The sequence below is a fragment of the Pseudomonas sp. LB3P14 genome, assembly GCF_054898045.1.
Map to the genome: position 1 here is coordinate 5,132,937 of NZ_CM142714.1, position 25,003 is coordinate 5,157,939.

The following is a 25,003-nucleotide window of genomic DNA, read 5'->3' on the forward strand; positions in this document are numbered from 1 at the left end:
CTCAATTTTCGTCATCACAGGCTAGGCGCCTTGGGGAACAAAGCCCATCACTAACGCTTATTCGGTGAGCGAAACGACTAAATAACCAAGGCCCGCAACCGCTCGGCATCCAGAATCTCGATCTCGCCGTACTTAAGATTCACAATCCCCTGCCCCTGCAAGTCCTTGAGAATCTGGTTGGTGGTCTGGCGCGACAGCGACAGCATCGACGCCAATTGTTCCTGAGGCAGTTGCAGCACTCGTCGTGGCGGATCGATCTCGCCATAACCTTCGGCGATCATCAGCAAGCGATGAGCCAGTCGAGCAGCGGCTGGCATGAGGCTCAGCTGTTCGAGATTGATGAACGTCAGGCGCAGTTTCTGGCTCATCAACAATGCCAGTTGCCGCCAGTACACCGGTTGTTCATCAAGCAACGCCAGCAGCACGGTTTGAGGGATGTGCAACAGGATGCAATGGCCCAGACCGAATGCATCATGAGTGCGCGGCTGACCGTCGAACAGGCAGATTTCGCCGAACCAGTGGGGCGATTCCACCAGGCTCAGCAACGCCTCCTTGCCCTGCTCGCTCACCGCGCCGATGCGCACCGAACCTTCGAGCACCGCGTACAGGCCGCACGCAGGATCGCCGCGCTTGAACAGCCGCTGGCCCGGCGACAACCGCCGCACCCTGGCGGCGGCCAGCAGACTATCCTGTAAGGGAACAGGTAAATGGCTGAACCACTGGCCGCTCATCAGGCGTGGACGCCAGACCTGCTTATCCATGAAAACTCCTAAAGACTGTCGCCTGGCTGACAGAGCGAGAGGTGGACCCGGGGCATGATCCATCACCCTACAGGAGGAACAACAATGAAAAGCCTCGTCGACCATCTCAGTCAATACGCCGCTTACCACCGTGACCCACGCAATATTGCCAGCCACTTTATCGGTATTCCGCTGATCGTCGTCGCGGTGGCGGTGCTGCTGTCACGGCCCGAGTGGTCGCTGGCCGGCGTTTGGGTGTCACCGGCGGTGCTTTTGGCGCTGGCTTCGGCGTGGTTTTATCTGCGATTGGAGCTACGGTTGGGCGTACTGATGACCGTGTTGCTGGGCCTTTGCGTTTGGCTGGGTCATGCGCTCGCGCAGCAAAGCACGCTGGTTTGGCTTGCGAGCGGCATCGGGATGTTTGTGGTGGGTTGGGCGATTCAGTTTGTCGGTCATCATTACGAAGGACGAAAACCGGCTTTTGTCGATGATGTGACGGGGTTGATTGTCGGGCCGTTGTTTGTGGTGGTTGAGTTGGCGTTTTTGCTGGGGTTGCGGCATGACCTCAAAGAGCAGATCGAGGCGCGGGTGGGTGGTGTGCGTTTACGTCAGAAAAACGCTGCGGTGTAGGACGCTTTCGCGAGCAGGCTTGCTCCCACAGGGTTTCCGGTTAGCCACATATTTTGTGTTCAACGCCGGTCCACTGTGGGAGCGAGCTTGCCCGCGATGCTTTTGATCTTAGATGTTGGGGACTTTCTGCCAGACCTTCGGCTTGAAGAACAGCGTCTCGCCCTTCGCCAGCCCGATCAGGCTGTCGTGATCCTTCACCACTTCAGCTTCGATCAATTCACTCTGGCCTTCGACCTTCAACGTCACTCGCGTCGTCGCGCCCAATGGACGAATATCCCGCACTTCGGCCGCGTGGTGATCCTCCATCTCATGACGTGACAGCGACACTTCGTGCGGACGGAACAGCACGTGATTGTCTTCACCCAGATGCAGCCGGTTCGAATCGCCCAGGAAGTGATAAACAAAATCGCTGGCCGGGTTTTCGTAGACGTCGCCCGGTGAGCCAATCTGCTCGATCACCCCCTTGTTCATCACCACGATGCGGTCGGCGACTTCCATCGCTTCTTCCTGGTCGTGGGTCACAAACACCGAGGTCAGGTTGATGTCTTCGTGCAGGCGCGCGAGCCAGCGACGCAGTTCTTTACGGACCTTGGCGTCGAGGGCACCGAAGGGTTCGTCGAGCAGCAAGACTTTCGGTTCAACCGCCAAGGCACGAGCCAAGGCAATACGTTGACGCTGACCGCCGGAGAGTTGTTCCGGGTAGCGATCCGACAGCCAATCCAGTTGCACCATGTTCAGCAGTTCGTGGACTTTCACCGCGATCTGGCTTTCGCTCGGGCGCTGGTTTTTCGGCTTCATGCGCAGGCCGAACGCGACGTTGTCGAACACCGTCATGTGGCGGAACAGCGCGTAGTGCTGGAACACGAAACCGACGTTGCGATCACGCACGTCGTGGCCGGAGACATCTTCACCGTGGAACAAGATGTTGCCCTGATCCGGCGTTTCGAGACCGGCGATGATCCGCAACAGCGTGGTTTTGCCGCAACCGGACGGGCCAAGCAGCGCCACGAGTTCGCCGCTGTGAATGTCCAGGCTGATGTTGTCCAGCGCCTTGAACGCGTGAAAATTCTTGCTGACGTTACGCACTTCGATCGACATGACTTATTCCTCCGCGGCGCTGGCGCGCAGGCGGTTAATACGGTTTTCGCTCCACTGCTTGAGCAGCAGGATGAAGAGCGCCAGGATCAGCAACAGGCTCGCCACGGCGAACGCGGCCACGTGGTTGTATTCGTTGTAGAGGATCTCGACGTGCAGCGGCAGGGTGTTGGTCACCCCGCGAATGTGCCCGGAAACCACCGACACCGCACCAAACTCACCCATGGCCCGCGCCGTACACAGCACCACGCCGTAGATCAGGCCCCACTTGATGTTGGGAACAGTGACGTGCCAGAACATCTGCCAGCCATTAGCCCCGAGCAGGCGCGCGGCCTCTTCTTCCTGAGTGCCTTGTTCCTGCATCAACGGGATCAGCTCACGCGCCACAAAAGGTACGGTGACGAAAATCGTCGCCAGCACAATGCCCGGCAAGGCGAAGACGATCTGGATGTCGTGGTCCTGCAGCCAAGGCCCAAAAATGCCCTGGGCGCCGAACATCAGCACGTAGACCAGACCGGCGATCACCGGCGATACCGAAAACGGCAGGTCGATCAGGGTCACCAGCATGCTCTTGCCGCGGAACGAGTACTTGCTCACGCACCACGCGGCGCTGACACCGAACACCAGGTTCAGCGGCACTGAAATCAGCACGGCGATCACCGTGAGTTTCAGGGCCGACAAAGCGTCGGGTTCGAAGATCGCGGTGAAGAACGCACCGAGGCCGTTCTTCAGGCCCTGGGACACCACGATGAATAGCGGCAAAAACAGAAACAACGCAAAAATCAGCCAGCCAAGGCTGATCAGGATTCGCCGCGAAGTGGCACTGCCACGGCGGGCAGCGTTGGCCGAGGAAGCGGCGCTAATAGACGATTGGGACATTTTCGCGCCTCCTTATGGGGTTTCGATGCGCCGCTGCAGCAAGTTGATCAGCAGCAACAGGACGAAAGAAACCACCAGCATCAGTACACCAATGGACGTGGCGCCGGTGTAATCGTATTGGTCGAGTTTGACCATGATCAGCAGCGGCAGGATCTCGGTTTTCATCGGCATGTTGCCGGCGATGAAAATCACCGAACCGTACTCGCCGACCCCGCGGGCAAAGGCCAAAGCGAAACCGGTCAGCCACGCTGGCAACAACGCGGGTACCAGAATATGGCGAAATACCTGCAACGGTTTTGCACCGAGGCACGCCGCCGCTTCTTCCACTTCACGCGGGATATCGGCCAATACTGGCTGTACCGTACGTACTACGAATGGAAGCGTCACAAAAGTGAGGGCGAGGGTGATGCCGAGGGGGGTATACGCGATCTTGAAACCCAGGTCCGCAGCGAACTGACCGACCAAACCGGTAGGGGTGTACAACGCGGTGAGTGCGATACCGGCCACGGCAGTGGGTAGCGCGAACGGCAGGTCGATCATCGCATCGATGATCTTGCGTCCCGGGAAGGTGTAGCGCACCAGCACCCAGGCCAGCAGCGTGCCGATGATGCCGTTGATGATCGCGGCGTACAGCGCGGTGCCGAAGCTCAGCTTCAACGCCGCCAGCACCCGTGGCGCCGAGATAATTGCCCAGAACTGATCCCAGGTGAGTTGAGCGGCATGGACGAACATTGCCGCCAGTGGAATGAGCACAATCAAGCTGAGGTACACCAAGGTGTAGCCCAGCGTCAGCCCGAAGCCGGGTATGACGGGGGAGATACGACGCGACATAAAAGTCCCTGGTTGAGAACGCGCAAAGCCTCGAATCGCAATTCGAGGCTCGTTTTATGGCTTATTTCAGATTATTGCGCCTGATAAATCTGGTCGAATACGCCACCGTCGTTGAAGAATTTCGGTTGGGCCGTTTTCCAGCCGCCGAAGTCCTTGTCGATGGTCACCAGGTCCAGTGTCGGGAACTGCTTGGCGTACTTGGCCGCAACATCCTTGTCACGTGGACGATAGAAGTTTTTCGCCGCGATTTCCTGACCGGCCGGGCTGTAAAGGTGCTTGAGGTAGGCTTCGGCGATCTGCTCGTTGCCCTTTTTCTCGGCATTCTTGTCGACCACAGCCACCGGTGGTTCGGCGAGGATCGACAGCGAAGGCACGACGATTTCGAACTTGTCAGCGCCGCCGTCTTCTTTCAGCGCCAGGAAGGCTTCGTTTTCCCAGGCCAGCAACACGTCGCCCTGACCGTTGTTGACGAAGGTGATGGTCGAACCGCGAGCACCGGTGTCCAGCACAGGCACGTGCTTGAACAGGGTTTGTATGTATTCTTTTGCCTTGGCCTCGTCACCGCCATTGGCTTTCAGGCCATAGGCCCAGGCCGCGAGGAAGTTCCAGCGTGCACCGCCAGAGGTTTTCGGGTTCGGGGTGATGACCGACACGTCGTTCTTGACCAGGTCGCCCCAGTCCTTGATGCCTTTAGGGTTGCCCTTGCGCACCAGGAACACGATGGTCGAGGTGTACGGCGTGCTCGCCTCCGGCAAACGCTTCTGCCAATCCGCCGGCAGGGTCTTGCCGAGCTTGGCGATTTCGTCAATGTCACCGGCCAGGGCCAAGGTCACCACGTCGGCGCGCAGACCGTCGATCACCGCCCGGCCCTGCTTGCCCGAACCACCGTGGGACTGCTGGATTTTCACGCTGTCGCCAGCATGGTCTTTCTGCCAGAACTTGACGAATTCAGCGTTGTAGTCCTGATACAGCTCGCGAGTCGGGTCGTACGACACGTTGAGCAGTTCGTAATCCTTGGCAACCGCGGAACCAGCAAAAAGGGCACTGGCCAGGGCGGCCAAAGCGAAATGACGAATCGACGACATGGTGAAAGCTCCTGGAATTCTGATTGTGTTGGCTTTTTCTTATGGTGTGCTGGAATCGGGTTGCCGGTTTTTTAACTTGGTTTGTTGCTTGGATTCTGCAAACGGAATTTCTCTTTGCGTTCGATCTGGACCACTTGGGCGTTGTGCACGGTGATCTCCACTGCGCCAAAACGCAGATCGCGCAAGGCGCTCTGGATCTCACGCAAAATGGTTGCTTCGTCCTGGCCGTCAACGCTACGTAGGGATGCGCTCATGGTGCTGCTCCTTCGACTAGAGATGCCTGGCAGTGGCGGGACTGCTTGCGGCGTGAGAGCAATAGTAGATAAGCGCGGATATTCTTAAAAAGACTATTTAAGAATGTTTATATAACCAGAAGACTGATCGTAGGTTGATCGTTCCCACGCTCTGCGTGGGAATGCCGCCCGGGACGCTCTGCGTCCATGCCTGTGAGGCAGAGCGTCAGAGGATGCATTCCCACGCAGAGCGTCACTAGTGTCCGGTAAAACACGAGGGGGGAGCTTGCTCCCCCTTGCTGTTGGCGGCTGTGAGGCATAATCGGACTTTTCAGACTCGATTTTGACTTATGTTTTCCAGCACCCGTTTAACCCAACTACTCAGTGCGATCCCGCGCCAGTTTTTCCAGCAATCCATCGAAACACACCAAGCTGATCGCTACGTCAAACGCTGCACGACCTGGCAATTGCTGGTAACACTGATCAGCGGCCATTTGACCCAAGCCTCAAGCCTGCGGTCCTTGGCGACTATCTCCGAAAATTTCGGCCCGCATAGCTACCATCTCAAAGCCGGCCCTATTGCCCGCTCGACAATGTCCGATGCCTTGAACAAGCGTGACTACCGGCCATTACAGGACCTTTGCGGGTACCTGATGAGCGCCGTCAGCCGCCAGCAGCGCAAGGAGGTCGGGGCTATGGTTAGCCTGATTGACTCCACGTCGATCAGCTTGCGCGGACCTCACTTCGATGGCTGGACAGCCGCGACGAAAACCCGCATCACCCAAGGCCTCAAAGTGCATGTCGGGCTGGATCTGGCGCAACTGGCCCCGGTGTACGTGAACATTACGCCTGCCAACGTCAACGACCTGAGCGATGCACTGGAAATGCCGATCCAGGCCGGCATGACGTATGTTTTCGACAAGGGCTACTGCGATTACAACTGGTGGCACAAGTTGCAGACCAAAGGTGCTTTTTTCGTCACCCGCCTGAAGAAAAACGCCAATATCAAAGTGCTGCATGAGCACTCGACCGTGACTGAGCAAAGCTCGGTCATGACCGATGAAGTTGTCCAGTTTGGCAAAAAACATTTGGCCGGCAAACGCCTGAACGACTACTGGGAAAAGTCGGTAAGACGCGTCGTGGTTGAGCGCGAGGGGCATGCGACCCCATTAGTTCTGGTGACCAACGACTTCACGAGGACAGCTGAAGAAATCGCGTCCTTGTACAAAGATCGTTGGCAGATCGAGCTATTTTTCAAGTGGATCAAACAACATCTGAAGCTCAAACGCTTTTATGCCTACTCCGAAAATGCGGTGCGTTTGCAGATTTACAGTGCCTTGATCAGCTATCTGTTACTGCAAATATTCCATCGTCGCTCAGGATTTACCGGCTCGTTGTTCGAGCTGACGGTTCGCATAGTTCATGTCCTGTTTGAACGACCCGAAACCCCAGTATTGAGGGATCGACGAAGGCAGGAGCGAGAAAAGTTGAAGGCTGCCCAAGGCAGCCTTCCGCTATGAAGCATGTTTACCGGACACTAGTGACGCAGAGCGTGGGAATGATCAGTGCTGGAGAATCTGTGGAACACGATCCCAATCAAGCTGCCCGGCCGGCACCGGCCGCCCAAACCAGTACCCCTGCCCCAGATCGCAGCTGTGTTCGAGCAGGAAACTCGCCTGCTCGACCTGCTCGATCCCCTCGGCATGAACCTGCATTCCCATGCTCTGGGCCAGCGCAATGATCACCCGCACAATCGCCGCGTCATCCTCATCCCACGGCAACCCGGCAACGAAGCCCTGATCGATCTTGAGTTTCTGTACCGGCAATCGCTTGAGGCGCAGCAGCGACGAATACCCCGTGCCGAAGTCATCGATGGCCAGCCGAACGCCCAGCTCCCGCAGCCGATGCATTTGCTCCAGCGCCACTTCCGGGTCTTCCATCACCGCACTTTCAGTGACTTCCAGCTCCAGATACGCCGGATCCAGCCCGGTGTCGTGCAGCACCTGCGCCACCTGCTGGTAAAGCTCGCGACGAGCAAACAAACGAGACGAAACATTCACTGCGACGAACGACAACAGCACACCCGCCGCCTGCCATTGGCACATCTGCTGACACGCCTGCTGCATGACCCAGGCATCGATTTCGGCAATCAAACCGGTGCGTTCGGCGATGGGGATGAATTCCGCCGGCGACACCAGCCCGCGCTGCGGATGCTCCCAGCGCACCAGCGCTTCGACGCCAATCAGGCGACTGCTCTTGAGGTCGTGAACCGGCTGGTAATAAACCCGTAATTCCTGCTGTTCCAGCGCACGGCGCAATTCGAATGCGGTCTCGACCCGTTGCTGGGCATGGGCGGTCAATTCTTCGGTGTAGAGGGCGTAGCCGTCGCGGCCAGCACTTTTAGCCTTGAACAGTGCAGAGTCGGCGTTGCGCAACAATTGTTCGGCATTCAAAGCATCGCTGGGGAACAGGCTGATACCGATGCTGGTGTTGATAAACAACTGATGCCCGTCAATCTTGAACGGTTCTTTGAGACCCTCGATGATCCGCTGAGCCAGCGCCGCGGCATGCACCAACTGCGGGCAGCTTTCAGCCAGCACGGCGAACTCATCACCGCCCAGCCGCGCCAGGGTGATCCCCGATCCGAACATGGCTTTCAAGCGTTCGGCGACGGCCTTGAGCAGTTGATCGCCGATGGTGTGTCCGAGGCTGTCATTGATCATCTTGAAGTGATCCAGATCGATCATCAGCAACGCGCAGCCGCGCTTGTGAGTCTGCGCCGACGCCAGGGCCTGCTCGGCACGATCGGTGAACAACAGTCGATTGGGCAGATCGGTCAGTGGATCGTGATGGGCCAGGTGCGTCAGTTCGTGCTCGGAGTTCTTGATCGCGCTGATGTCGGAAAACACCGCGACGTAATGGCTAACCCGCCGCCGGTCGTCGTGAATGATGCGGATGGTTTGCCATTGCGGGTAAATCTCGCCGCTTTTGCGGCGGTTCCAGATTTCCCCGCTCCACTCGCCAGTGCTGCCGAGTGTCGCGAACATCGCCTGGTAGAAACCCGGCGGGTGATGACCGGACTTGAACAAACTGGGTAGCTGACCCAGCACCTCCTCACGCTGATAGCCGGTGATTTCCATAAAAGCCCGGTTCACATGAACGATCAAGCCTTTGCAATCAGTGACCAGCACCCCTTCACGGGTGCAATCGAATACCGCGGCCGCCTGACGCAAACGCTCGCGGTCTTCGGTGCGTTCACGCAACGTTGCGCCGATCCCCAGGCAACGGAACAATCGCACCCGAGCGAGGAAAATCAACCCGGCGCTGAACACCACCCAGGCATAACCGTTGATCAGTTGCCATCGCATTAGCGCTGCAGAGCTATCGAAGAAACTGTTCAATAAATGGCCACTGAACTGCAGCCAAGCTACGGAAACCAGGAGGTAGAGCAGTGCTGCGCGCAGAGCATCGCGATAGGTAGCAGACATTCGGCCGTCCATGTCCCTTCAAGAAGGATGGAATTATAGTTTAAAGACACATCCAGCCACTCTTATCTGAAAGGGCGACTGGTTTTATCTGTGGGCTTAGTGATAATGCAACGGCTGTTTTTTTCTTTATCGAGGGCCCAATAGCCTATGTGGTACGAAGGTTTTCTCGGCTTGTCGCCCTGGTCACTGGTGGCAGTCACCCTGCTGATGACCCACGTGACGATCGTTGGCGTCACGGTCTATCTGCATCGTTATTCAGCCCATCGCTCCCTGGAGCTCAATGCTGGCCTGAAACATTTCTTCCGCTTCTGGCTGTGGCTGACCACGGCGCAGAACACCCGTGAGTGGACCGCTATCCACCGCAAACACCACGCCAAATGCGAAACCGTCGATGACCCGCACAGCCCGGTCATCAAGGGTCTCTCCACCGTTCTGCGCAAAGGCGCCGAGCTGTACCGCGCCGAAGCGGAAAACCCCGAGACCCTGCGCATCTACGGCAAGAACTGCCCCGAAGACTGGATCGAACGCAACCTGTACAGCCGCTTTCCGCTGCTGGGCGTGGCGATCATGGGCGTCATCGACCTGCTGCTGTTCGGCACCATTGGCATCACCATCTGGGCCATCCAGATGATGTGGATCCCGGTGTGGGCTGCCGGCGTGGTCAATGGGCTTGGCCATGCCATCGGCTACCGCAACTTCGAATGCCGCGATGCGGCGACCAATCTGGTGCCCTGGGGCATCCTGATCGGCGGCGAAGAACTGCATAACAACCATCACACCTACCCTAATTCGGCAAAACTGTCGGTGAAGAAGTGGGAATTCGATCTCGGCTGGGCCTGGATCCAGGTCTTCAGCTTCCTGCGTCTGGCCAAGGTTCAGCGGGTCGCGCCAATCGCCCACCGGGTCGAAGGCAAAGGCAACCTGGACATGGACACCGCCATGGCGATCCTCAACAACCGCTTCCAGATCATGGCCCAGTACCGCAAATTGGTGATCGCGCCGCTGGTCAAACAAGAGCTGGAAAAGGTCGATCACTCGGTCCGACACCAGTTCCACCGTGCCAAGCGCTTGCTCTCGCGGGAAACCAGCCTGCTGGACGACAAACATCACATTCGCATCCAGACCATGCTCGAGCACAGTCAGGCGCTGAAGGTAATTTACGAGAAACGCCTGGCCTTGCAGCAGATCTGGGTCAAGACCAGCTCAAATGGTCACGACATGCTGGCCGCCATCAAGGATTGGGTACACGAAGCCGAAGCCAGCGGGATTCAATCCCTGCGCGACTTCGCCGATCAGTTGAAAACCTACTCCCTGCGCCCCGCCGCTGTCTGACGCCGTTGATCGGTGCGCCCCGTTCGTGGGCGCACCCTTCGGAACTTAGCTCCAAATCCCCTATCTCAAAGACACTTCGCCATCCAGGCGGGCCGGCCGCTTTCGAACCTCGAGCGGCACACGCCCTATGAGATTTGTGCCGATGGTCAATAAAAACCTACAAGACTCATCCCTCCCGCAGTGGCCCGAGGCCGCGCAAACCTTGCTGGCGCTGATGCATGCACAAGGCGAAGTGGCGCGCCTTAGCGAACGCGAACAGCTGTTCAGCGCTCTGCTGGTGAGCGTCAACGCGGTGCTTTGGGCCTTCGACTGGGAGTCCCGTCAGGTGCTCTATGTCAGCCCCGCGTATGAACGGATTTTCGGCCGCTCCGCAGGCCTGTTGCTGTCCGACTACAACCAATGGCGCGATAGCATTTACCCCGACGACCTGGACTATGCCGAACGCAGCCTGGCCGAGGTGCTGGTCAAAGGCGCCGTTGAAGACCGCGAGTACCGAATCATTGCCGCCGACGGCGAGGTCCGCTGGCTCAGTGACAAGTGTTTCATCAACCGCCAGGCCGAGCCGGGGCAACCGGTGATCATCGTCGGTATTGCCGAAGACATTACTGACAAGAAGCAGATGGAAACCGAGTTACAACGCTTGGCCACCACCGACGCGCTGACCCAAAGCAGCAACCGCCGACACTTCTTCGAATGCGCCCACCGTGAATTCGAACAGGCACGGTTCCAAGGCACGCCGCTGGCGTTCCTACTGCTGGACATCGATGATTTCAAAGTGGTCAATGATACCTACGGCCACCTGGAAGGCGACAACGTACTGCAGCGGATCGCCGAGAGCGGTCGCTCGGCGTTGCGTCGCGGTGATGTGTTCGGGCGAATTGGCGGTGAGGAATTCGCAGCGGTGTTTCCCGGCTGCGCACCAGACATGGCCATGCAGGTGGCCGAGCGCCTGCAACGGGAGATTCAGCGATTAAGTTTCACCCATGACGACCAGACGTTCGGCATCACCGTCAGCCAGGGCCTGACCAGCCTCACCGCTGAGGACGAAAGCATCGACAGCCTGTTTGCTCGCGCGGATGCGGCGATGTACGAAGCCAAACGCCAGGGCAAGAACCGCATCATTTCCAGCTAGGTTTTTTGATCGTTCCCACGCTCTGCGTGGGAATGCATCTTGTGACGCTCTGCGTCACGACTTGCGAAGGGACGCGGAGCGTCCGGGGCGGCATTACCACGCAGAGCGTGGGAACGATCTAGACCTACTTCTTGCGCAAACGCATCAATTCCGGCAATCCGATCTTGAGTAACCGCGCAGTCCGGCTCTTCGCCAGCTCCTCAACGCCCTCATGCTCGGTCAGCCGCGCCAATTGCGCAGCCATGTTCATCACCAGCGCTTCGCGGGAGTAAACCCCGCCACCGAGCTGGTAGGCCGCCGCAATCAGCTCTCGCAGCTCCAGCGGCAGGCGCCAGCGAGTGCGAAGCGCCGAACCATAGGCCGCGCCGAATTCAGCCAGCGCCTCGCCGACCTCCTCCCATTCATCCAGCTCACCACCGGCCTGCTTCCATTCCTGCAAACACCGCAACAGCGCAAGGTCGCCGAGGCGATGCAGCATGCCAGCGCAATAACAACGCTCCTGATCCAGATCCAGCAAGCGCGCCAGGGTCCGGCCATATTCGGCAGTGCGCAGCGACAACCCCCAATAACGTTCGGCATAGTCGGCCAGAAATGGATCGCTGAGGCGGGCACTACGCTTAAGCGCCAGTCCCAGGATCAGGTTCATGCTTTGCGCAGTACCGAGGCGGTGCAGCGCCTGGGACAGAGTCTGTACCGTGGCACCCAGGTGATGGGCGGCGCTGTTGGCGGCGGCGATCAGCACCGCGGTGATCTGCGGATCGGTGCGGATCTCGTCCTCCAGCACAGTCAAATCGAGGCCGTTGGGATTGAGGCTGCGCTTGACCGCTAACTGCACGTCAGTCATCAGCGGCGCACCGTCCGCAAACTCACGACGATGCTCCAGGTACGCCGACAAGGTGATGCCCGGCGCCAATGAAGGCGTCTCGCAAGACACCTCCTCACCGGCGTTCAGGAGCAAATCCTGCAGGCGGTGAGTCAGATTTTCCATGTTCAGGGGTTTGGTCAGGTACGCCGCAGGCGTAAGGGGCAAGACTTCGCGCACGCTGGCGCTGTCGTTGCGACTGCTCATCAGAATGAACGGCAGCGGTGGGTTGCGTTTACGCTGACGGACACTGCGCAAGACATTCAAACCATCGATGCCGGGCAACTCCCAGTCGACGATCACCAGGTCGTAAGGATTTTCCGCCAACAGGTGTAGCGCTTCCTGACCATCGGCACACAGATCCAGCCGTGCGTCGCAGCGCACATTCAACAAAACCTGCTTGAGCAGGTCGCGGGACCAGGGGTCGGCCTCGGCAATCAGCACACGCGGTGCAGCGGGTAACACCACAGCAATCATTTACACACTCCAAAGGTAGCGCTTGCACCTTAGTCAATGCCGGCCATTCGATATAGTGCATTTGCCATCGATGTGTTCCGCGGACACGAAAAACCCGCCGAAGCGGGTTTTTTGTCGATCAGTTCACACATCGATCAGTGCAACTTAAATCAAAGCTCCGAGAAGCACTCTTCGATGATCGCCAAGCCCTGGTCCAGCTGCTCGTCCGGCGAAGTCAGCGGTACCAGGACGCGCAGAACGTTGCCGTAAGTGCCGCAGGACAGCAGGATCAGACCTTTGTCGCGAGCCTTGGCCACAACGGCGGCTACTGCTGGAGCGTTCGGCTTGTGGCTGTCGCCGTCGACGAACAGCTCAACCGCGATCATCGCGCCCAGGGCACGGACTTCGCCGATCACCGGGTATTTGGCCTGGATGGCTTTCAGGCCAGTGACCAGACGCTCGCCGACAGACTTGCAGCGGTCCAGCAGGTGTTCTTCTTCGAACACTTCCATCACGGCCAGGGCCGCGGCGCAAGCGATCGGGCTACCGGCATAGGTGCCGCCCAGGCCGCCTGGAGCAATGGCGTCCATGTATTCGGCCTTGCCGCACACACCGGCCAACGGGAAGCCGCCAGCGATGGATTTGGCGAAGGTGGTCAGGTCGGCAGCAACGCCCATCTGTTCCATGGCGAAGAAAGTGCCGGTACGGCCAGCGCCAGTCTGCACTTCGTCAGCGATCAACAGGATGCCGTGCTGGTCGCACAGAGCGCGCAGGCGCTTCATGAACTCTTTAGGCGCGACGTAGAAACCGCCTTCGCCCTGAACTGGCTCGATGATGATGGCAGCGATGTCACGCGGTTCGGCGTCGTTCTTGAAGATGCGTTCGATGCTGGCGATCGAATCGTCGATGCTCACACCGTGCAGTTCGTTCGGGTACAGCGCGCGGAAGATGCCGCCTGGCATCAGGCCCATGCCGGCCGAGTAAGGCACGACTTTACCGGTCAGGCCCAGGGTCATCATGGTGCGACCGTGGTACGCGCCGGTGAAAGCGATCACGCCGGCACGGCCAGTGGCAGCACGGGCGATTTTGATGGAGTTTTCCACGGCTTCGGAGCCGGTGGTCACCAACAGGGTTTTCTTGGCGAAATCACCCGGCACCTTGGCGTTGATTTTTTCGCACACTTCTACGTACGGTTCGTAAGCCAGCACCTGGAAGCAAGTGTGGGTCAGCTTGTTCAGCTGCTCGGTCACGGCGGCGATGATTTTCGGGTGCACGTGGCCGGTGTTCAGCACAGCGATACCGCCGGCGAAGTCGATGAACTCGCGACCTTCAACGTCGGTCACGGTGGCGTTCTTCGCGGACTCGGCGAAGATCGGGTGAATCTGGCCAACACCGCGTGGTACAGCGGCTTCGCGGCGTTTCATCAGGGATGCGTTAGTCTTGCTCATAAAGTCCTCATTCACCGCTCATCGGGCGGCGTGGTTCAAGGAAAATGCGGCGGGGAGGCAACTACGGCAGCATGCGATGATCGACTGCCATAGCTTTCCCGGCCACAGAGAAAATTCCGTTTGAAGCGCACAAAGGGACAGCGCTCTCGTGCCCTTTGTGCTTGAAGCAATGCCTGGCCCGGGCTTAGATGCCCAGGCAGAGGTATTTGATTTCCAGGTAATCTTCGATGCCGTACTTGGAGCCTTCACGGCCCAGGCCCGACGCCTTGATGCCGCCGAACGGCGCGACTTCGTTGGAGATCAACCCGGTGTTGACGCCGACCATGCCGTATTCCAGGGCTTCAGCCACACGGAATACACGACCCAGGTCGCGAGCATAGAAGTACGAAGCCAGACCGAACTCGGTGTCGTTGGACATCGCGATCACTTCGGCTTCGTCTTTGAAGCGGAACAGCGGAGCCAATGGACCGAAGGTTTCTTCCTTGGCCACGGCAGCGTTCTTCGGCACGTTGGTCAGGATGGTCGGCTCGAAGAAGTTACCTTCCATAACCTTGCCACCGGCCAGAACGGTCGCGCCTTTGCTGATCGCGTCAGCAATGTGCTCTTGAACCTTGGCCACGGCTTTTTCGTCGATCAGCGGGCCAGTGGTGGTGCCGTCTTCCAGACCGTTGCCGATCTTGAGTTTGGCCACGGCCACTTTCAGCTTCTCGGCGAACGCGTCGTAGACCGAATCCTGAATGTACAAACGGTTGGCGCAGACGCAGGTCTGGCCGTTGTTGCGGTACTTGGAAATGATCGCGCCTTCGACGGCCTTATCCAGGTCCGCGTCGTCGAACACGATGAACGGCGCGTTGCCGCCCAATTCCAGCGAGACTTTCTTGATGTCCTTGGCGCATTCAGCCATCAGCTGACGACCGATCTCGGTCGAGCCGGTGAAGGACAGTTTGCGCACGATCGGGTTGCTGGTCAGCTCGCTGCCGATGTCGCCGGCGCTGCCGGAAACAACGCTGAACACACCATTCGGAATGCCGGCACGTTGAGCCAGTTCAGCCAGAGCGAATGCCGAGAACGGAGTTTGCGAAGCAGGCTTGAGCACCATGGTGCAACCGGCGGCCAGAGCCGGGCCGGCCTTACGGGTGATCATCGCGGCAGGGAAGTTCCACGGAGTGATTGCAGCGGTCACGCCGATTGGCTGCTTGATCACGATCAGGCGCTTGTCTGGCTGGTGGCCCGGAATCACATCACCGTAGACGCGCTTGGCTTCTTCGGCGAACCACTCGATAAAGGAAGCGGCGTAAACGATTTCGCCCTTGGCTTCGGCCAATGGCTTGCCCTGTTCCAGGGTCATCAGGCGAGCCAGGTCATCCTGGTTCTCGATGATCAGTTCGAACCAGCGACGCAGCTTGTTCGCACGGTCCTTGGCGGTCAGTGCACGCCAGGCCGGCAGCGCTTTGTCAGCGGCTTCGATCGCACGGCGGGTTTCGGCAGCGCCCATTTTCGGCACGGTGCCCAGAATTTCGCCCGTTGCCGGGTTGTTGACCTTGATCGTCTGACCATTGTCCGCATCAACCCAAGCGCCATCGATAAAGGCTTGCTGGCGGAACAACTGGGTGTCTTTAAGCTGCATGTCGGCTTTCCTTAACAGCACCGCGCACGCGCGGAGCAAATTATGATTGTAGAAAGGCGCCTTATAGGCTGCCGTCAGGGAAATCATTCACCGGGCTGAAGCACATAAATAACGCACTGATTGAAACTCGTGCGGTTCAGCACCCAGACAAGAGCGTTTGAAATCTCAAACGAATCCTAGGATCAAAGGGGGTAAAGGACAATAGCCTGTTCGAAAAAAAGAACGAAAACGCCGCATTTGCCTAATTTTTCTGATCAACGTAGCAAACACAGGTTACGCTTTGGAAAACCGCAGGCGATTCAGCAGCATGGACGCCCGCAACGCATATGAGTATCATGGCGCCCGCATTGCACCAGTAGCTCAGCTGGATAGAGTACTGCCCTCCGAAGGCAGTGGTCGTGGGTTCGAATCCCGCCTGGTGCACCATATAGTAGAAACGAGAAAGCCTCAGATCTTAGGGTCTGGGGCTTTTTTGTGGGTGCTGCTTCGTCCTGAATAAGGTTTACACCTTCTGGCTTCTTTTCAGGAAGGTGCAATGGCAGTGGTCAGGCATGCACCTCACGATCAAGAACCTCAGCTACCCACTGATTGATACTCTTGTGCGCTAGCTGCGCTTTTACGGCGACAGTTGCGTGGAGTGCCGGCGCTAAGCGCAGACTGAGGTGGCCAGAATAGGGCTTCTGCGGCGTGCGCCCGAGCTTGGCGCAAGTCTCCAGATAATCAGTGACGGCCTCTTCAAATGCATCTCGAAGCTCCTGTACTGACTCGCCATGAAACCCAACAATATCTCTGATACCAGCAATATGGCCGACAAACAGGCCATCTTCCTCGCTGTATTCAATTCGGGCGGCATAGCCTTTGTAATTCATTACGCTCATGGGGTGACTCCTGCTTGTTCAAGGAAAGCCCGAGCATCACGAACCTGGTAGGGCTTTGCTTCTTTGTCCGGGTGTGGTCGGTGAAAGGTGGCGACCACACCGTTCAGCTCAAAGCGCACCCGGGACCCATTGCCTTCAATGGTCTTGGCGCCAGCGGCACCGAATAAAGACTCGATACGGGCCCACTCCAGCGCGGCTGGGGTCGGCCTTGAGAATACTGCTTTCAGGGTGCTGAGCTGTTTGTTATTCATGGTATGAAATTATGATACCGCGCAAAAGAAAGCAACCGTGAATCCTGACTCATCGGCCCTGTCCACACCCCAAGCGCATGGCGGCCAATTGATGCTCCCAGCTGGAAGATGGCTTCCCGAATCTGATTCTTCTGGGCCTGGACGGATAGAAGTGACCAAGACTGACAGAAACTCGACCGGTAAGACGGAAAAATCCTAGGCAATAAAAAACCCCTAAGCAGTCTCAGCACCGAAGCACTTCAACCGATAGAGGCCGTGTTGTGGACGATTGCAAGGGTTGAGGACTTCTCGTCAACTGCAGTCGGGCACTGGCGTCCCAATCAAAGCAGAGACAACCGTCCTTAAAATACAAACGCCCGATGCGATGCATCGAGCGTTAGGGTGAAACAGGTGTAAACCTATTTCAGGACTAGACAATTGTCGGGATCCGCAATTTGAAGAGTAGCGCCTCCTACGAGCCACTTTGCTCTGCATTAATCTCATCAATGAGCGCATCAATCTCTGCAAACACTGTTTCGGCAGCAATATTAGGACGTGGATCGATACGGCTAGCTGCAATGGCTTCAATAATTTCGGAAGCTTGTAACCGATCAAGCTGTGAGCCCGTGTCATGGTCGGAAACGGGCTTAATGCGGTTTTTCATTCAGTCGTCCAATCAAACTCGTCGTATTCATCATCCTCTTCGTCCTCGACCACTTCATCATCAAGAACGTCTTCCTCTACCGCGTCTTCCGCCTCTTCCGCCTGCTTCGCCAGCAGAAACTCCTTACGACTCTCAGTAACCGCTCGCCGTAATTCCTCGCCCTTCACCGGGCAGTTGAGCATTTGGGCGATGCGGTCGATTTTTTTCGCCATGGCTTCCTCCAACGCATCGGCTATGGGCCGATAGTGCGCGCTTTCCGCCGTCGATGCCAAATTGGCGACTGCTGTGTCCTTCAGTTTTTCTGCAACGCCTTGAGTCGGGCCGTGAGGTTTTCGTCAGGGAAACGCTTGTGCAATGTCTTCAACAGCGCATCGGCGGCTTGCGTCTGACCGGCCTTTTGCAGGCGCACCACTTCACGCAATTGCTCATCCAGCGTTTTCGCCGGAGCTGCTGCCCGTTTGCTGACCTTTGCTTCTTCTGCCATTTCGGCATTGATCGATTCGCTCTGCGCGGGTGCGGCGAAATCGGCCATTGGCGCCGCAGGTGCGGGTGCGGACATCGCGCCGGCCGGGGCAGTTAGCGAGCGAGCGACCGAAGGGGGTGCTTCTGCAGCTTCTTTTTTGGCGACCGGTGCAGACGCTTTGGGTGCAGGGGCGAAGTCGTAACTCGGCGGTTGCTCCTCCGTGCGTTGCACCAGTGCAAGCATCAGGGCCACGCCGACGAGGCTGGCAAATGCGACTTGCCAACGGGGTTTCTGGCAGGCCTGAACCCAGCGTTTCCACAGACCTGGTTTCTGTGCAGGGACTTCGCGTTGCGCTGTGGCGAGGATGAAAGCGTCGAGATGGGACGGTGGTTCGCCGGTCGTATGCTCGCGAAAATGCTTCAGCACTTGGTCTTCTGGTGTAGGTCGGGCGTCAGTCATGTCAGTACCTCCTCGGCCAGCAGCCGACGCAGTTTTTGCTGGGCGTAGCGCAAGCGACTTTTGACGGTTTCCAGCGGTGTTTCGGTGAGGGTGGCGATCTGCGGCAAATCGAGATCGCCGTGGGCGCGGAGCAGGAACACTTCGCGCTGGTCAGCGGGCAGGTTTTGCAGGGCCGCTTCGAGGCGCTGGCTGTCGCGGCTCAGGCTTAGCAGTTGTTCGGGATCGGCAGTGTCATCGATCAGGGCGTGGGTTTGTTCGTCGTAGCTGTCGTGCAACGGGTTGTGGATTCCGTGCTTGCGCCAGTGATCGATCAGTCGATTGCGGGCAATCTGGTAAAGCCAGGTACGAAAATTCGCCCGGCCTTGTGGCTGACTGGTGCTGCGGATCAGGCTCAACCAGGTTTCCTGATAAACCTCTTCGGCCAGTTCGGACTTGCCGCTCAGGCCGAGCAGGAATCGGTAGAGCCCTTGGCGGTGACGAGCGTACAAAATCTCGAACGCCGGCCCGTCGCCTGCGCGATAACGGGCCAGCAGCGATTCGTCGCTCGGTTCAGGAGCTGACATGTCAGTTGTAATCTCCTTTATGCGGCTCACTATTGGAGGCGGTCGTGGTTCGCAGGCTCTGCGCCAACTCCACCAATTGCACGAACTCTGCCCGCAGACCGAATCGATCATCACCCCGCGCGCCACGGGCCAAGGCTTCCGTGTCTTCCAAGCTGAAATCACCGGTATAACGCCCGTCCTTGAGCTGCTGGGAAAACGCCGCCACGGCCGCTGCAAATCGCAAGTCATCGCTGGCTTTGCCGACCTGACCATTGACGATCGGCCGCTCGATCAAGCGACTACTCCCACCCTCAGGCAACTGATATCGCACTCGCAACATCGCCAATTCCCCCGTATTTTCGGAAACAGCGGCCCCAGGATTGCCATACCGTAGCGGCTCCAGCCAACCCTTTTCACCCTTGGGCACAATTTCGTACAACGCAGTCACCGTATGCCCTGCACCCACTTCACCGGCATCAACCTTGTCGTTAGTGAAATCCTCACGCTTCAACGCACGATTCTCATACCCCAACAGCCGATATTCACTGACCTGTGCCGGGTTGAACTCCACTTGCAGCTTCACGTTCTTCGCCACGACGGCGAGGGTCGAGCCGAGCTGATCCACCAGCACCTTGCGCGCCTCGCGCAGGTTGTCGATGTAGGCATAGTTGCCGTCGCCGGCATCGGCCAACTGTTCCATCAGGTGTTCATTGTAGTTATCCACACCAAACCCCAACGTGGTCAGGGAAACGCCGGTCTTGCGTTTATCCACAGCCATTTGCTTGAGGCTGTCGAAGTCGCTGATGCCGACGTTGAAGTCACCGTCGGTGGCCAGGAGGATGCGGTTGATGCCCTTGGGGATAAACGCCTGCTGCGCCATCTGATAGGCCAGTTCGATGCCTGACGCACCCGCAGTGGAGCCGCCGGCGGTCAATTGATCGATGGCGGTACGAATTTTCGCTTTGTCGCGTCCTGAGGTCGGCTCCAGCACCACACGCGATTCGCCGGCGTAGACGACCAACGAGACCCTGTCCTGCTCGCGCAATTGATCGACCAGCAATTTCAGGGTGCTTTTGACCAGCGGCAAACCCTCGTGTCGGTCCATCGAGCCGGACACGTCCACCAGAAACACCAGGTTCGCCGGGGCCAACTCCGCTACCGCGCGGTCCGAGGCCTTGATGCCGATGCGCAGCAATCGGGTATGCGGGTTCCACGGCGACGGCGCCAGCTCTGTGGTCACGCCGAAGGGCGAGCCATCGGTGGGCAATGCGTAATCGTAGGGGAAGTAATTGACCATATCCTCCAGTCGGACCGCACCTTCCGGTGGCAGGCGCCCCTGATTGAGCAAGCGACGGACGTTGGCGTAAGCGCCGGTATCGACGTCGGCGCTGAAGGTCGAGACGGGCGCTTCGGCCACGCTGTGAATCGGATTATCCGCCAGCGCTTGATACTGCTCCCGCTGCTCATCCCGATAGCCCTGCGGAGATGCCTCGCCCGCCGGCATCGGCGCAAAGCTCGCCGTCGGTGCCGGACGCACGCTGCGCTTGGCCATCGAGGTGTCCGCCATGACGGCCTCGCTGCGCACCAAGACTTCAGCCGGCAGTGCACCTTGAGCCGGTGGCGACACAGAAGCGGAATCAGGCTTGGATGAAACGCCGCAACCGGCAATGGCCAGCAGCAACCCGGCGGCGAAACCCTGGGCGGCCGGGCGGAGGAAATGCAGAGGGAGGGACATGGGGGCTGACCTCAGGAGGAAATTGATCCATTCATCCTCTGAGACGGACAGCCCCGTAGATTCGGGTTAAGACCGCTGAAAAAAACTTCAGCGGTGATAACGCCGCACCACACTGCTGTTTTTCAACACATGGCCTTTGATTTTTTCCAGCAGTTGCGCGCGCGTCAGGCCGGCAGGTAAAGCTTCCGGGGCCAGGTCCAGGGCGTAGAGCTGGATGATGTAGTGGTGCGCACTGTCGCCGACCGGCGGACAAGGACCGACATAACCTGTGGTGCCTTTGTTGTTGGTGCCACCGACGCCTTCAAGAGCGGATTTTGCGCCGACGCCGGCGGCAATCTGATGAGTCGTGGCTTTGATGCCGTAATGCACCCAGTGATCGACGCCTTGGCCTTTTTGGCCGTCAGGATCGTGCATGACGATGGCATAGCTCAAAGTACCCGCCGGCCCGGCGTTCCAGTTCAAGGCCGGTGACTGGTTGTGCCCACCACAATTGGGCGCATCGCTGGCAGCCGCCGAGGTGAACAGTCGATCGTCGGTGACACCTGGAATGTTCAGGGTGAAACGCTCCTGGGCCTGCGCCGGAAACTGCACGCAAAGGGCGACTGCAACGGCCGCCAGCCAAGGGTTCAGAGAGGTCAATCGGGTCATACCGGAGCACCTTGTGCGGGTGGGGCCGTCGTCGGCGTGCAAACTATAGCCGGACCGTTCGTTCGGTGGCAGCGGGAATTGGCTGAACCTCGAGATAAGCGCCAAACTCTTAAGTGAAACGCTTGCCTGGAGAATGATCATGGCTCTGCACCGCGTCGCCCGTTTCGCCGATGTGCCCGAAGACCGGGGCCTTGAAGTCCAGATCGCGGACACGAAAATTGTCCTGCTGCGGGTCGGCGATCAATTGCGTGCCTATCAGGGTGAATGCCCCCACGCCGGCGCACCGCTGGTCGAGGGTGCGCTGTGTCATGGGCGCCTGATCTGCCCGTGGCACAAGGGAACGTTTCGGATCGAAGACGGCGCGCTATGTGAACCGCCAGCTCTGGACAGCCTCAAGCGTTATCCGCTGGAAATGCGCGATGACGAGGTCTGGGTCGACGATCAGCCGATGTCCGACGCTCACACCCCACCGGCGGACGATGAGCGCACGTTTGTGATCATAGGCGCCGGCGCCGCAGGCACGGCGGGTGCGGCGGCGCTACGGGAGAGAGGCTTCGGTGGCCGGGTGCTGTTGATCGACCGTGAAACCGACGCCGGTTACGACCGCACCGTATTGAGCAAATTCGTGATTGCCGGGGAGATGCCGCCGGAAGAAGTCCCGCCGCTGCGTGATGAACACTTTTATCGCGAACAGCGCATTGAGCGAATAAACGCTGAAGTGGCGAGCCTGGACGCCGTGAACAAGACGTTGCAGTTGGCTGATGGTCAATCGCTGAGCTACGACGCCGCGCTGCTCGCCACCGGTGGCACACCCAATCCTCTTACGCTGCCTGGCGCCGACCTGCCGCAGGTGTTCGTGCTGCGTTCCAAGGATCAGTCGCAGCGAATTCTGGACTCGGCAAAACCAGGCCAACGAGCGGTGATCATCGGCGACAGTTTTATCGCCATGGAATCCGCTTCCTCCCTGCGTCAATACGGCCTGGACGTCACCGTTCTGGCCCGCCACTCAGTGCCTTTCGCCAAACAGTTTGGCGACGCGGTCGGCAAAGCGATTCGTGCCCTGCACGAGGCCAACGGCGTGGTGTTTCATACGGATGGCGAAGCAACGCACATCGAAGGAACAGCCCGGGTGGAAGCGGTGCGTCTGGACAACGGCCAACGTATACCGGCGGATTTGGTGTTGGTCGGCATTGGTGTCAGCCCGGCAACTGGCGCATTTACTGGCCTGCCCATGGAAAAGGACCAGTCGCTGAAAGTCGACGGCGGGATGCGCGTGACCGATGGGCTTTGGGCTGCCGGCGATATCGCGACCTTCCCGCTCAACGGCCAGCCTCAACGGATCGAACATTGGCGCCTGGCACAGCAACAGGCGCGGATCGCGGCGATGAACATGCTTGGCGGCGACGAGCATTACCTCGGTGTGCCCTATTTCTGGACCTGGCACTTCGGTAAAAACTACGACTACCTTGGACACGCCGAAACCTGGGACGAGGTCGAGTTCAAAGGCGACCCCGACCATCCACCCTTTATCGGGCTGTTCGGCAAGGAAGGATTGGTGGTCGCCGCGGTAGCTTGCGATGAAGAACGTGCGATAGCGCTGCTCGCCGAACGGATGAAGCAGCCGCTGCCGGTGGACGAGGCATGGCGGCTGATTCGGGACATCGGCTAAACGTGGTTCAGCCGCTCTCTGTTGTCGTCTTCTTCGGCCGGTAGGCGTATCACCCGCGGATGCTCCAGCGGCGCCAGGGCGGACGGTTTCAGCGTCGGTGTGATCGGGAAGAAATGAGTGACGACATGACTGACATCGCCTTCCTGATCGTTGTGGATGGTCATGGATCCTAGGGTGCGCAGTTTCTGCAACCGATCACCGCTCAGCTTGAAGCTTTTGCTCAGACCGTGATCGTCCACCACCGGTGCCGGCAGACGGCGCTGGGCGTAGCGCTTGCTTTTGCGCTGTTGATAACGTGCCCACGAAATCAGGATCACCGCGTTCAACAGCGCCACCCACAGATAAATCTGCAACGTGCCGAGCGCGTCGAACACCGACGCATCGATACGTGGGCCGTCGCGGGAATCGAACAATGGCCAGAGTCCGCTTAGCAGCAAATAGAGCAGACCGATCCACGCCAGTACGGTGAAAAAGACATCGATTACGACCAGAAAAGGCCGCTGCCGGGTTCTGATGATTTTCATCCAATGACTTCCTCTTCATCGTCGTCCAACGGCTTGATGCCTCGGTCCGGACTGACCCAGCGCGCACGCTTCTGATGTTGGCCGAACAGCACTTTGGGAAAGCTGACCAAGGTGGTGAGCAGGCTGATAAGCCAGAACACCAGCGGATACCAGACCACCCAGAACATGGTTTTCCACAGCCCTTTCTCGTAACGGCGGTCGATCAAAATGCTGATCGCAAACTGCATCAGGCAGACCAGCGCCAGCAGCAACCCGGTAAAGGCCGGCGGCATCAGGTGATGGACGGCGATGGCGTCGGGCATTTCGATGAACTTGCCCACGCCCCAGAAGATCACCGAGAGCAGGAAGGTGAAGGCCCACCCCGTGGACAGGCAGTATTCGAACAGCAGCGGCCAGAGGTAGCGATGACGGTACTGCCAGATGCCGCGAATGTTCTTGAACAGCACCTCGGCGCCGCCCTGGGCCCAACGCAGTCGTTGCTTCCACAATCCACCGAGGGTTTCCGGCATCAGGATCCAGCACAACGCACGGGGTTCGTAGAAGATGCTCCAGTGATCCAGTTGCAGTTTCCAGCTGATGTCGATGTCTTCGGTGATCATGTCCGGGCTCCAATAGCCGACCCGGTTCAGCGCCGTGCGACGGAAAGCGACGATCACGCCGGAGACGGTAAAGATTCGCCCGAAGACCCGCTGGGTGCGTTTGATCAGCCCGATGATCGACGAGAACTCGCCGACCTGTACCCGGCCTACCAGGGTCGATCGGGTACGAATCCGCGGGTTGCCGGTCACGGCGCCGAGGCGCGCATTGTCGAGCATCGGCGCGACCAGATAAGCCGCGGTGTCCGGCGCCAGCAGCGCGTCACCGTCGATGCACACCAAATATTCGCTGCGCGCCGCGATGGCACCCATGCGCAGGGCCACGGCCTTGCCCTGGTTTTCCGCCAGGTGCAGCACCCGCAGACGTGGATCATGCGCCGCCAATGCGTCGAGTACGGCGGCCGTGTTGTCCTTGGAGCCGTCGTTGATCGCAATCACTTCGATGTTCGGGTAGTGCTGCGCCAACGCTGCGTGAATGGTGTCGGCGGCGTTATCACCTTCGTTGTAGCAAGGGATAAGGATCGAGATCATCGGCTCGCCTTCCAGCGGTGGCGGCAATGTGTCGCGCTCCCACGGCCAGTGACGTTCCCAGTGCAGCCAGAAATACAGGCCGCCAGCGATCCACAGCCCGGACATGAACAGTGGGTAGAAAAACACGAAGTCCATCAGGAATTGCCCGGTGACCAGGAAGATCAGTCCAAGGGGAATCCCGAGGACAATCGCCAGAACCAGCAGGGCCAGAAGTCTATCCAGCATG

At 58.7% G+C, this 25,003-nt stretch carries 25 protein-coding genes and 1 tRNA gene; 6 read left to right on the forward strand and 20 right to left on the reverse strand.

Annotated elements, in window-relative coordinates; genetic code table 11:
- Positions 1–77 precede the first annotated feature (77 nt).
- On the reverse strand, positions 78–761 hold the full coding sequence (locus tag ACYZT5_RS23500) for a Crp/Fnr family transcriptional regulator (protein ID WP_462047615.1): 684 nt from the start codon (positions 759–761) through the stop codon (positions 78–80).
- A gap of 84 nt (positions 762–845) precedes the next feature.
- Here ACYZT5_RS23500 and ACYZT5_RS23505 point away from each other — a divergent pair, with 84 nt between their 5' ends.
- A complete protein-coding gene (locus tag ACYZT5_RS23505; protein ID WP_462047616.1) occupies positions 846–1,370 on the forward strand; it encodes an Mpo1 family 2-hydroxy fatty acid dioxygenase in 525 nt (174 codons plus the stop codon).
- 108 nt (positions 1,371–1,478) lie between these two features.
- On the opposite strand, the gene ACYZT5_RS23510 is transcribed toward ACYZT5_RS23505, so the two are convergent.
- From ACYZT5_RS23510 to oscA, 5 genes are all read right to left on the reverse strand, one after another.
- Positions 1,479–2,468, reverse strand: a complete 990-nt coding sequence (locus ACYZT5_RS23510) for a sulfate/molybdate ABC transporter ATP-binding protein (RefSeq protein ID WP_462047617.1) — start codon at positions 2,466–2,468, stop codon at positions 1,479–1,481.
- A 3-nt stretch (positions 2,469–2,471) separates the two neighbouring features.
- Entirely contained in the window at positions 2,472–3,344 is an 873-nt protein-coding gene (cysW, locus tag ACYZT5_RS23515) for a sulfate ABC transporter permease subunit CysW (RefSeq protein ID WP_449642874.1), read from the reverse strand.
- Positions 3,345–3,356: 12 nt separating this feature from the next.
- On the reverse strand, positions 3,357–4,175 hold the full coding sequence (gene cysT / locus ACYZT5_RS23520; protein ID WP_030131597.1) for a sulfate ABC transporter permease subunit CysT: 819 nt from the start codon (positions 4,173–4,175) through the stop codon (positions 3,357–3,359).
- A 71-nt stretch (positions 4,176–4,246) separates the two neighbouring features.
- Positions 4,247–5,260: a sulfate ABC transporter substrate-binding protein gene (locus tag ACYZT5_RS23525; protein WP_462047618.1), complete on the reverse strand. Its 1,014-nt coding sequence runs from the start codon at positions 5,258–5,260 to the stop codon at positions 4,247–4,249.
- A gap of 71 nt (positions 5,261–5,331) precedes the next feature.
- Positions 5,332–5,514, reverse strand: coding sequence for a sulfur starvation response protein OscA (gene oscA, locus ACYZT5_RS23530; RefSeq protein WP_007945260.1), 183 nt, complete (start codon positions 5,512–5,514; stop codon positions 5,332–5,334).
- A gap of 329 nt (positions 5,515–5,843) precedes the next feature.
- Here oscA and ACYZT5_RS23535 point away from each other — a divergent pair, with 329 nt between their 5' ends.
- Positions 5,844–7,013, forward strand: coding sequence for an IS4 family transposase (locus tag ACYZT5_RS23535; RefSeq protein WP_462046742.1), 1,170 nt, complete (start codon positions 5,844–5,846; stop codon positions 7,011–7,013).
- Between the two features lie 42 nt (positions 7,014–7,055).
- Here the strand turns inward: ACYZT5_RS23535 and dibA are convergent, their stop codons facing one another.
- Positions 7,056–8,981, reverse strand: coding sequence for a phosphodiesterase DibA (gene dibA / locus ACYZT5_RS23540; RefSeq protein ID WP_462047619.1), 1,926 nt, complete (start codon positions 8,979–8,981; stop codon positions 7,056–7,058).
- A gap of 147 nt (positions 8,982–9,128) precedes the next feature.
- Here dibA and desA point away from each other — a divergent pair, with 147 nt between their 5' ends.
- Both desA and ACYZT5_RS23550 read left to right on the forward strand, forming a co-directional pair.
- Positions 9,129–10,313 (forward strand): delta-9 fatty acid desaturase DesA, encoded by a 1,185-nt coding sequence (gene desA, locus ACYZT5_RS23545; protein ID WP_462047620.1) that lies wholly within the window; start codon positions 9,129–9,131, stop codon positions 10,311–10,313.
- A 142-nt stretch (positions 10,314–10,455) separates the two neighbouring features.
- Entirely contained in the window at positions 10,456–11,445 is a 990-nt protein-coding gene (locus ACYZT5_RS23550; RefSeq protein WP_462047621.1) for a GGDEF domain-containing protein, read from the forward strand.
- 124 nt (positions 11,446–11,569) lie between these two features.
- Here ACYZT5_RS23550 and ACYZT5_RS23555 read toward each other — a convergent pair whose 3' ends face one another.
- From ACYZT5_RS23555 to gabD, 3 genes are all read right to left on the reverse strand, one after another.
- Positions 11,570–12,784, reverse strand: coding sequence for an HDOD domain-containing protein (locus ACYZT5_RS23555; protein WP_462047622.1), 1,215 nt, complete (start codon positions 12,782–12,784; stop codon positions 11,570–11,572).
- A gap of 149 nt (positions 12,785–12,933) precedes the next feature.
- Positions 12,934–14,211 carry a 4-aminobutyrate--2-oxoglutarate transaminase gene (gabT, locus tag ACYZT5_RS23560; protein ID WP_462047623.1) on the reverse strand — a complete coding sequence of 426 codons (1,278 nt, stop codon included), beginning with the start codon at positions 14,209–14,211 and terminating at the stop codon, positions 12,934–12,936.
- A 184-nt stretch (positions 14,212–14,395) separates the two neighbouring features.
- Positions 14,396–15,838, reverse strand: coding sequence for an NADP-dependent succinate-semialdehyde dehydrogenase (gene gabD / locus ACYZT5_RS23565; protein ID WP_462047624.1), 1,443 nt, complete (start codon positions 15,836–15,838; stop codon positions 14,396–14,398).
- Positions 15,839–16,187: 349 nt separating this feature from the next.
- Here gabD and ACYZT5_RS23570 point away from each other — a divergent pair.
- A tRNA-Arg gene (locus ACYZT5_RS23570) sits at positions 16,188–16,264 on the forward strand.
- Positions 16,265–16,383: 119 nt separating this feature from the next.
- Here the strand turns inward: ACYZT5_RS23570 and ACYZT5_RS23575 are convergent.
- The 8 genes from ACYZT5_RS23575 to ACYZT5_RS23610 all read right to left on the reverse strand — a co-directional run bounded on the left by ACYZT5_RS23575 (position 16,384) and on the right by ACYZT5_RS23610 (position 21,457).
- Positions 16,384–16,716 (reverse strand): type II toxin-antitoxin system HicB family antitoxin, encoded by a 333-nt coding sequence (locus ACYZT5_RS23575; RefSeq protein WP_046047281.1) that lies wholly within the window; start codon positions 16,714–16,716, stop codon positions 16,384–16,386.
- Entirely contained in the window at positions 16,713–16,967 is a 255-nt protein-coding gene (locus ACYZT5_RS23580) for a type II toxin-antitoxin system HicA family toxin (protein WP_046047280.1), read from the reverse strand. The genes ACYZT5_RS23575 and ACYZT5_RS23580 overlap by 4 nt, the downstream gene beginning before the upstream one ends.
- Before the next feature lie 451 nt (positions 16,968–17,418).
- Positions 17,419–17,610, reverse strand: a complete 192-nt coding sequence (locus ACYZT5_RS23585) for a hypothetical protein (protein ID WP_462047625.1) — start codon at positions 17,608–17,610, stop codon at positions 17,419–17,421.
- Positions 17,607–17,882: a hypothetical protein gene (locus ACYZT5_RS23590; protein ID WP_462047626.1), complete on the reverse strand. Its 276-nt coding sequence runs from the start codon at positions 17,880–17,882 to the stop codon at positions 17,607–17,609. Before ACYZT5_RS23590 ends, ACYZT5_RS23585 begins: the two co-directional genes overlap by 4 nt.
- 20 nt (positions 17,883–17,902) lie before the next feature.
- On the reverse strand, positions 17,903–18,532 hold the full coding sequence (locus ACYZT5_RS23595) for a hypothetical protein (protein ID WP_462047627.1): 630 nt from the start codon (positions 18,530–18,532) through the stop codon (positions 17,903–17,905).
- The gene (locus ACYZT5_RS23600) at positions 18,529–19,095 is read right to left on the reverse strand and encodes an RNA polymerase sigma factor (RefSeq protein ID WP_462047628.1); all 567 of its coding nucleotides are present in this window, start codon (positions 19,093–19,095) and stop codon (positions 18,529–18,531) included. The genes ACYZT5_RS23595 and ACYZT5_RS23600 overlap by 4 nt, the downstream gene beginning before the upstream one ends.
- A 1-nt stretch (position 19,096) precedes the next feature.
- The gene (locus ACYZT5_RS23605; RefSeq protein ID WP_462047629.1) at positions 19,097–20,809 is read right to left on the reverse strand and encodes a vWA domain-containing protein; all 1,713 of its coding nucleotides are present in this window, start codon (positions 20,807–20,809) and stop codon (positions 19,097–19,099) included.
- An 87-nt stretch (positions 20,810–20,896) separates the two neighbouring features.
- Positions 20,897–21,457 carry a YbhB/YbcL family Raf kinase inhibitor-like protein gene (locus tag ACYZT5_RS23610; protein WP_462047630.1) on the reverse strand — a complete coding sequence of 187 codons (561 nt, stop codon included), beginning with the start codon at positions 21,455–21,457 and terminating at the stop codon, positions 20,897–20,899.
- A 139-nt stretch (positions 21,458–21,596) separates the two neighbouring features.
- On the opposite strand from ACYZT5_RS23610, the gene ACYZT5_RS23615 reads away from it, so the two are divergent.
- Positions 21,597–23,126: an FAD-dependent oxidoreductase gene (locus ACYZT5_RS23615; RefSeq protein ID WP_462047631.1), complete on the forward strand. Its 1,530-nt coding sequence runs from the start codon at positions 21,597–21,599 to the stop codon at positions 23,124–23,126.
- On the opposite strand, the gene pgaD is transcribed toward ACYZT5_RS23615, so the two are convergent.
- Positions 23,123–23,650, reverse strand: a complete 528-nt coding sequence (gene pgaD / locus ACYZT5_RS23620) for a poly-beta-1,6-N-acetyl-D-glucosamine biosynthesis protein PgaD (protein ID WP_462047632.1) — start codon at positions 23,648–23,650, stop codon at positions 23,123–23,125. The genes ACYZT5_RS23615 and pgaD overlap by 4 nt on opposite strands.
- Complete coding sequence (gene pgaC / locus ACYZT5_RS23625) at positions 23,647–25,002, reverse strand: poly-beta-1,6-N-acetyl-D-glucosamine synthase (RefSeq protein ID WP_462047633.1); 1,356 nt, start codon at positions 25,000–25,002, stop codon at positions 23,647–23,649. Before pgaC ends, pgaD begins: the two co-directional genes overlap by 4 nt.
- Position 25,003: the final 1 nt, after the last annotated feature.

Excerpts from the sequence above, each read along its gene's own strand:
- ACYZT5_RS23500 (WP_462047615.1), bottom strand. The coding sequence starts at position 761 with ATGGATAAGCAGGTCTGGCGTCCACGCCTGATGAGCGGCCAGTGGTTC.
- ACYZT5_RS23505 (WP_462047616.1), top strand. The coding sequence starts at position 846 with ATGAAAAGCCTCGTCGACCATCTCAGTCAATACGCCGCTTACCACCGT.
- ACYZT5_RS23510 (WP_462047617.1), bottom strand. The coding sequence starts at position 2,468 with ATGTCGATCGAAGTGCGTAACGTCAGCAAGAATTTTCACGCGTTCAAG.
- cysW (WP_449642874.1), bottom strand. The coding sequence starts at position 3,344 with ATGTCCCAATCGTCTATTAGCGCCGCTTCCTCGGCCAACGCTGCCCGC.
- cysT (WP_030131597.1), bottom strand. The coding sequence starts at position 4,175 with ATGTCGCGTCGTATCTCCCCCGTCATACCCGGCTTCGGGCTGACGCTG.
- ACYZT5_RS23525 (WP_462047618.1), bottom strand. The coding sequence starts at position 5,260 with ATGTCGTCGATTCGTCATTTCGCTTTGGCCGCCCTGGCCAGTGCCCTT.
- oscA (WP_007945260.1), bottom strand. The coding sequence starts at position 5,514 with ATGAGCGCATCCCTACGTAGCGTTGACGGCCAGGACGAAGCAACCATT.
- ACYZT5_RS23535 (WP_462046742.1), top strand. The coding sequence starts at position 5,844 with ATGTTTTCCAGCACCCGTTTAACCCAACTACTCAGTGCGATCCCGCGC.
- dibA (WP_462047619.1), bottom strand. The coding sequence starts at position 8,981 with ATGTCTGCTACCTATCGCGATGCTCTGCGCGCAGCACTGCTCTACCTC.
- desA (WP_462047620.1), top strand. The coding sequence starts at position 9,129 with ATGTGGTACGAAGGTTTTCTCGGCTTGTCGCCCTGGTCACTGGTGGCA.
- ACYZT5_RS23550 (WP_462047621.1), top strand. The coding sequence starts at position 10,456 with ATGGTCAATAAAAACCTACAAGACTCATCCCTCCCGCAGTGGCCCGAG.
- ACYZT5_RS23555 (WP_462047622.1), bottom strand. The coding sequence starts at position 12,784 with ATGATTGCTGTGGTGTTACCCGCTGCACCGCGTGTGCTGATTGCCGAG.
- gabT (WP_462047623.1), bottom strand. The coding sequence starts at position 14,211 with ATGAGCAAGACTAACGCATCCCTGATGAAACGCCGCGAAGCCGCTGTA.
- gabD (WP_462047624.1), bottom strand. The coding sequence starts at position 15,838 with ATGCAGCTTAAAGACACCCAGTTGTTCCGCCAGCAAGCCTTTATCGAT.
- ACYZT5_RS23575 (WP_046047281.1), bottom strand. The coding sequence starts at position 16,716 with ATGAGCGTAATGAATTACAAAGGCTATGCCGCCCGAATTGAATACAGC.
- ACYZT5_RS23580 (WP_046047280.1), bottom strand. The coding sequence starts at position 16,967 with ATGAATAACAAACAGCTCAGCACCCTGAAAGCAGTATTCTCAAGGCCG.
- ACYZT5_RS23585 (WP_462047625.1), bottom strand. The coding sequence starts at position 17,610 with ATGAAAAACCGCATTAAGCCCGTTTCCGACCATGACACGGGCTCACAG.
- ACYZT5_RS23595 (WP_462047627.1), bottom strand. The coding sequence starts at position 18,532 with ATGACTGACGCCCGACCTACACCAGAAGACCAAGTGCTGAAGCATTTT.
- ACYZT5_RS23600 (WP_462047628.1), bottom strand. The coding sequence starts at position 19,095 with ATGTCAGCTCCTGAACCGAGCGACGAATCGCTGCTGGCCCGTTATCGC.
- ACYZT5_RS23605 (WP_462047629.1), bottom strand. The coding sequence starts at position 20,809 with ATGTCCCTCCCTCTGCATTTCCTCCGCCCGGCCGCCCAGGGTTTCGCC.
- ACYZT5_RS23610 (WP_462047630.1), bottom strand. The coding sequence starts at position 21,457 with ATGACCCGATTGACCTCTCTGAACCCTTGGCTGGCGGCCGTTGCAGTC.
- ACYZT5_RS23615 (WP_462047631.1), top strand. The coding sequence starts at position 21,597 with ATGGCTCTGCACCGCGTCGCCCGTTTCGCCGATGTGCCCGAAGACCGG.
- pgaD (WP_462047632.1), bottom strand. The coding sequence starts at position 23,650 with ATGAAAATCATCAGAACCCGGCAGCGGCCTTTTCTGGTCGTAATCGAT.
- pgaC (WP_462047633.1), bottom strand. The coding sequence starts at position 25,002 with ATGCTGGATAGACTTCTGGCCCTGCTGGTTCTGGCGATTGTCCTCGGG.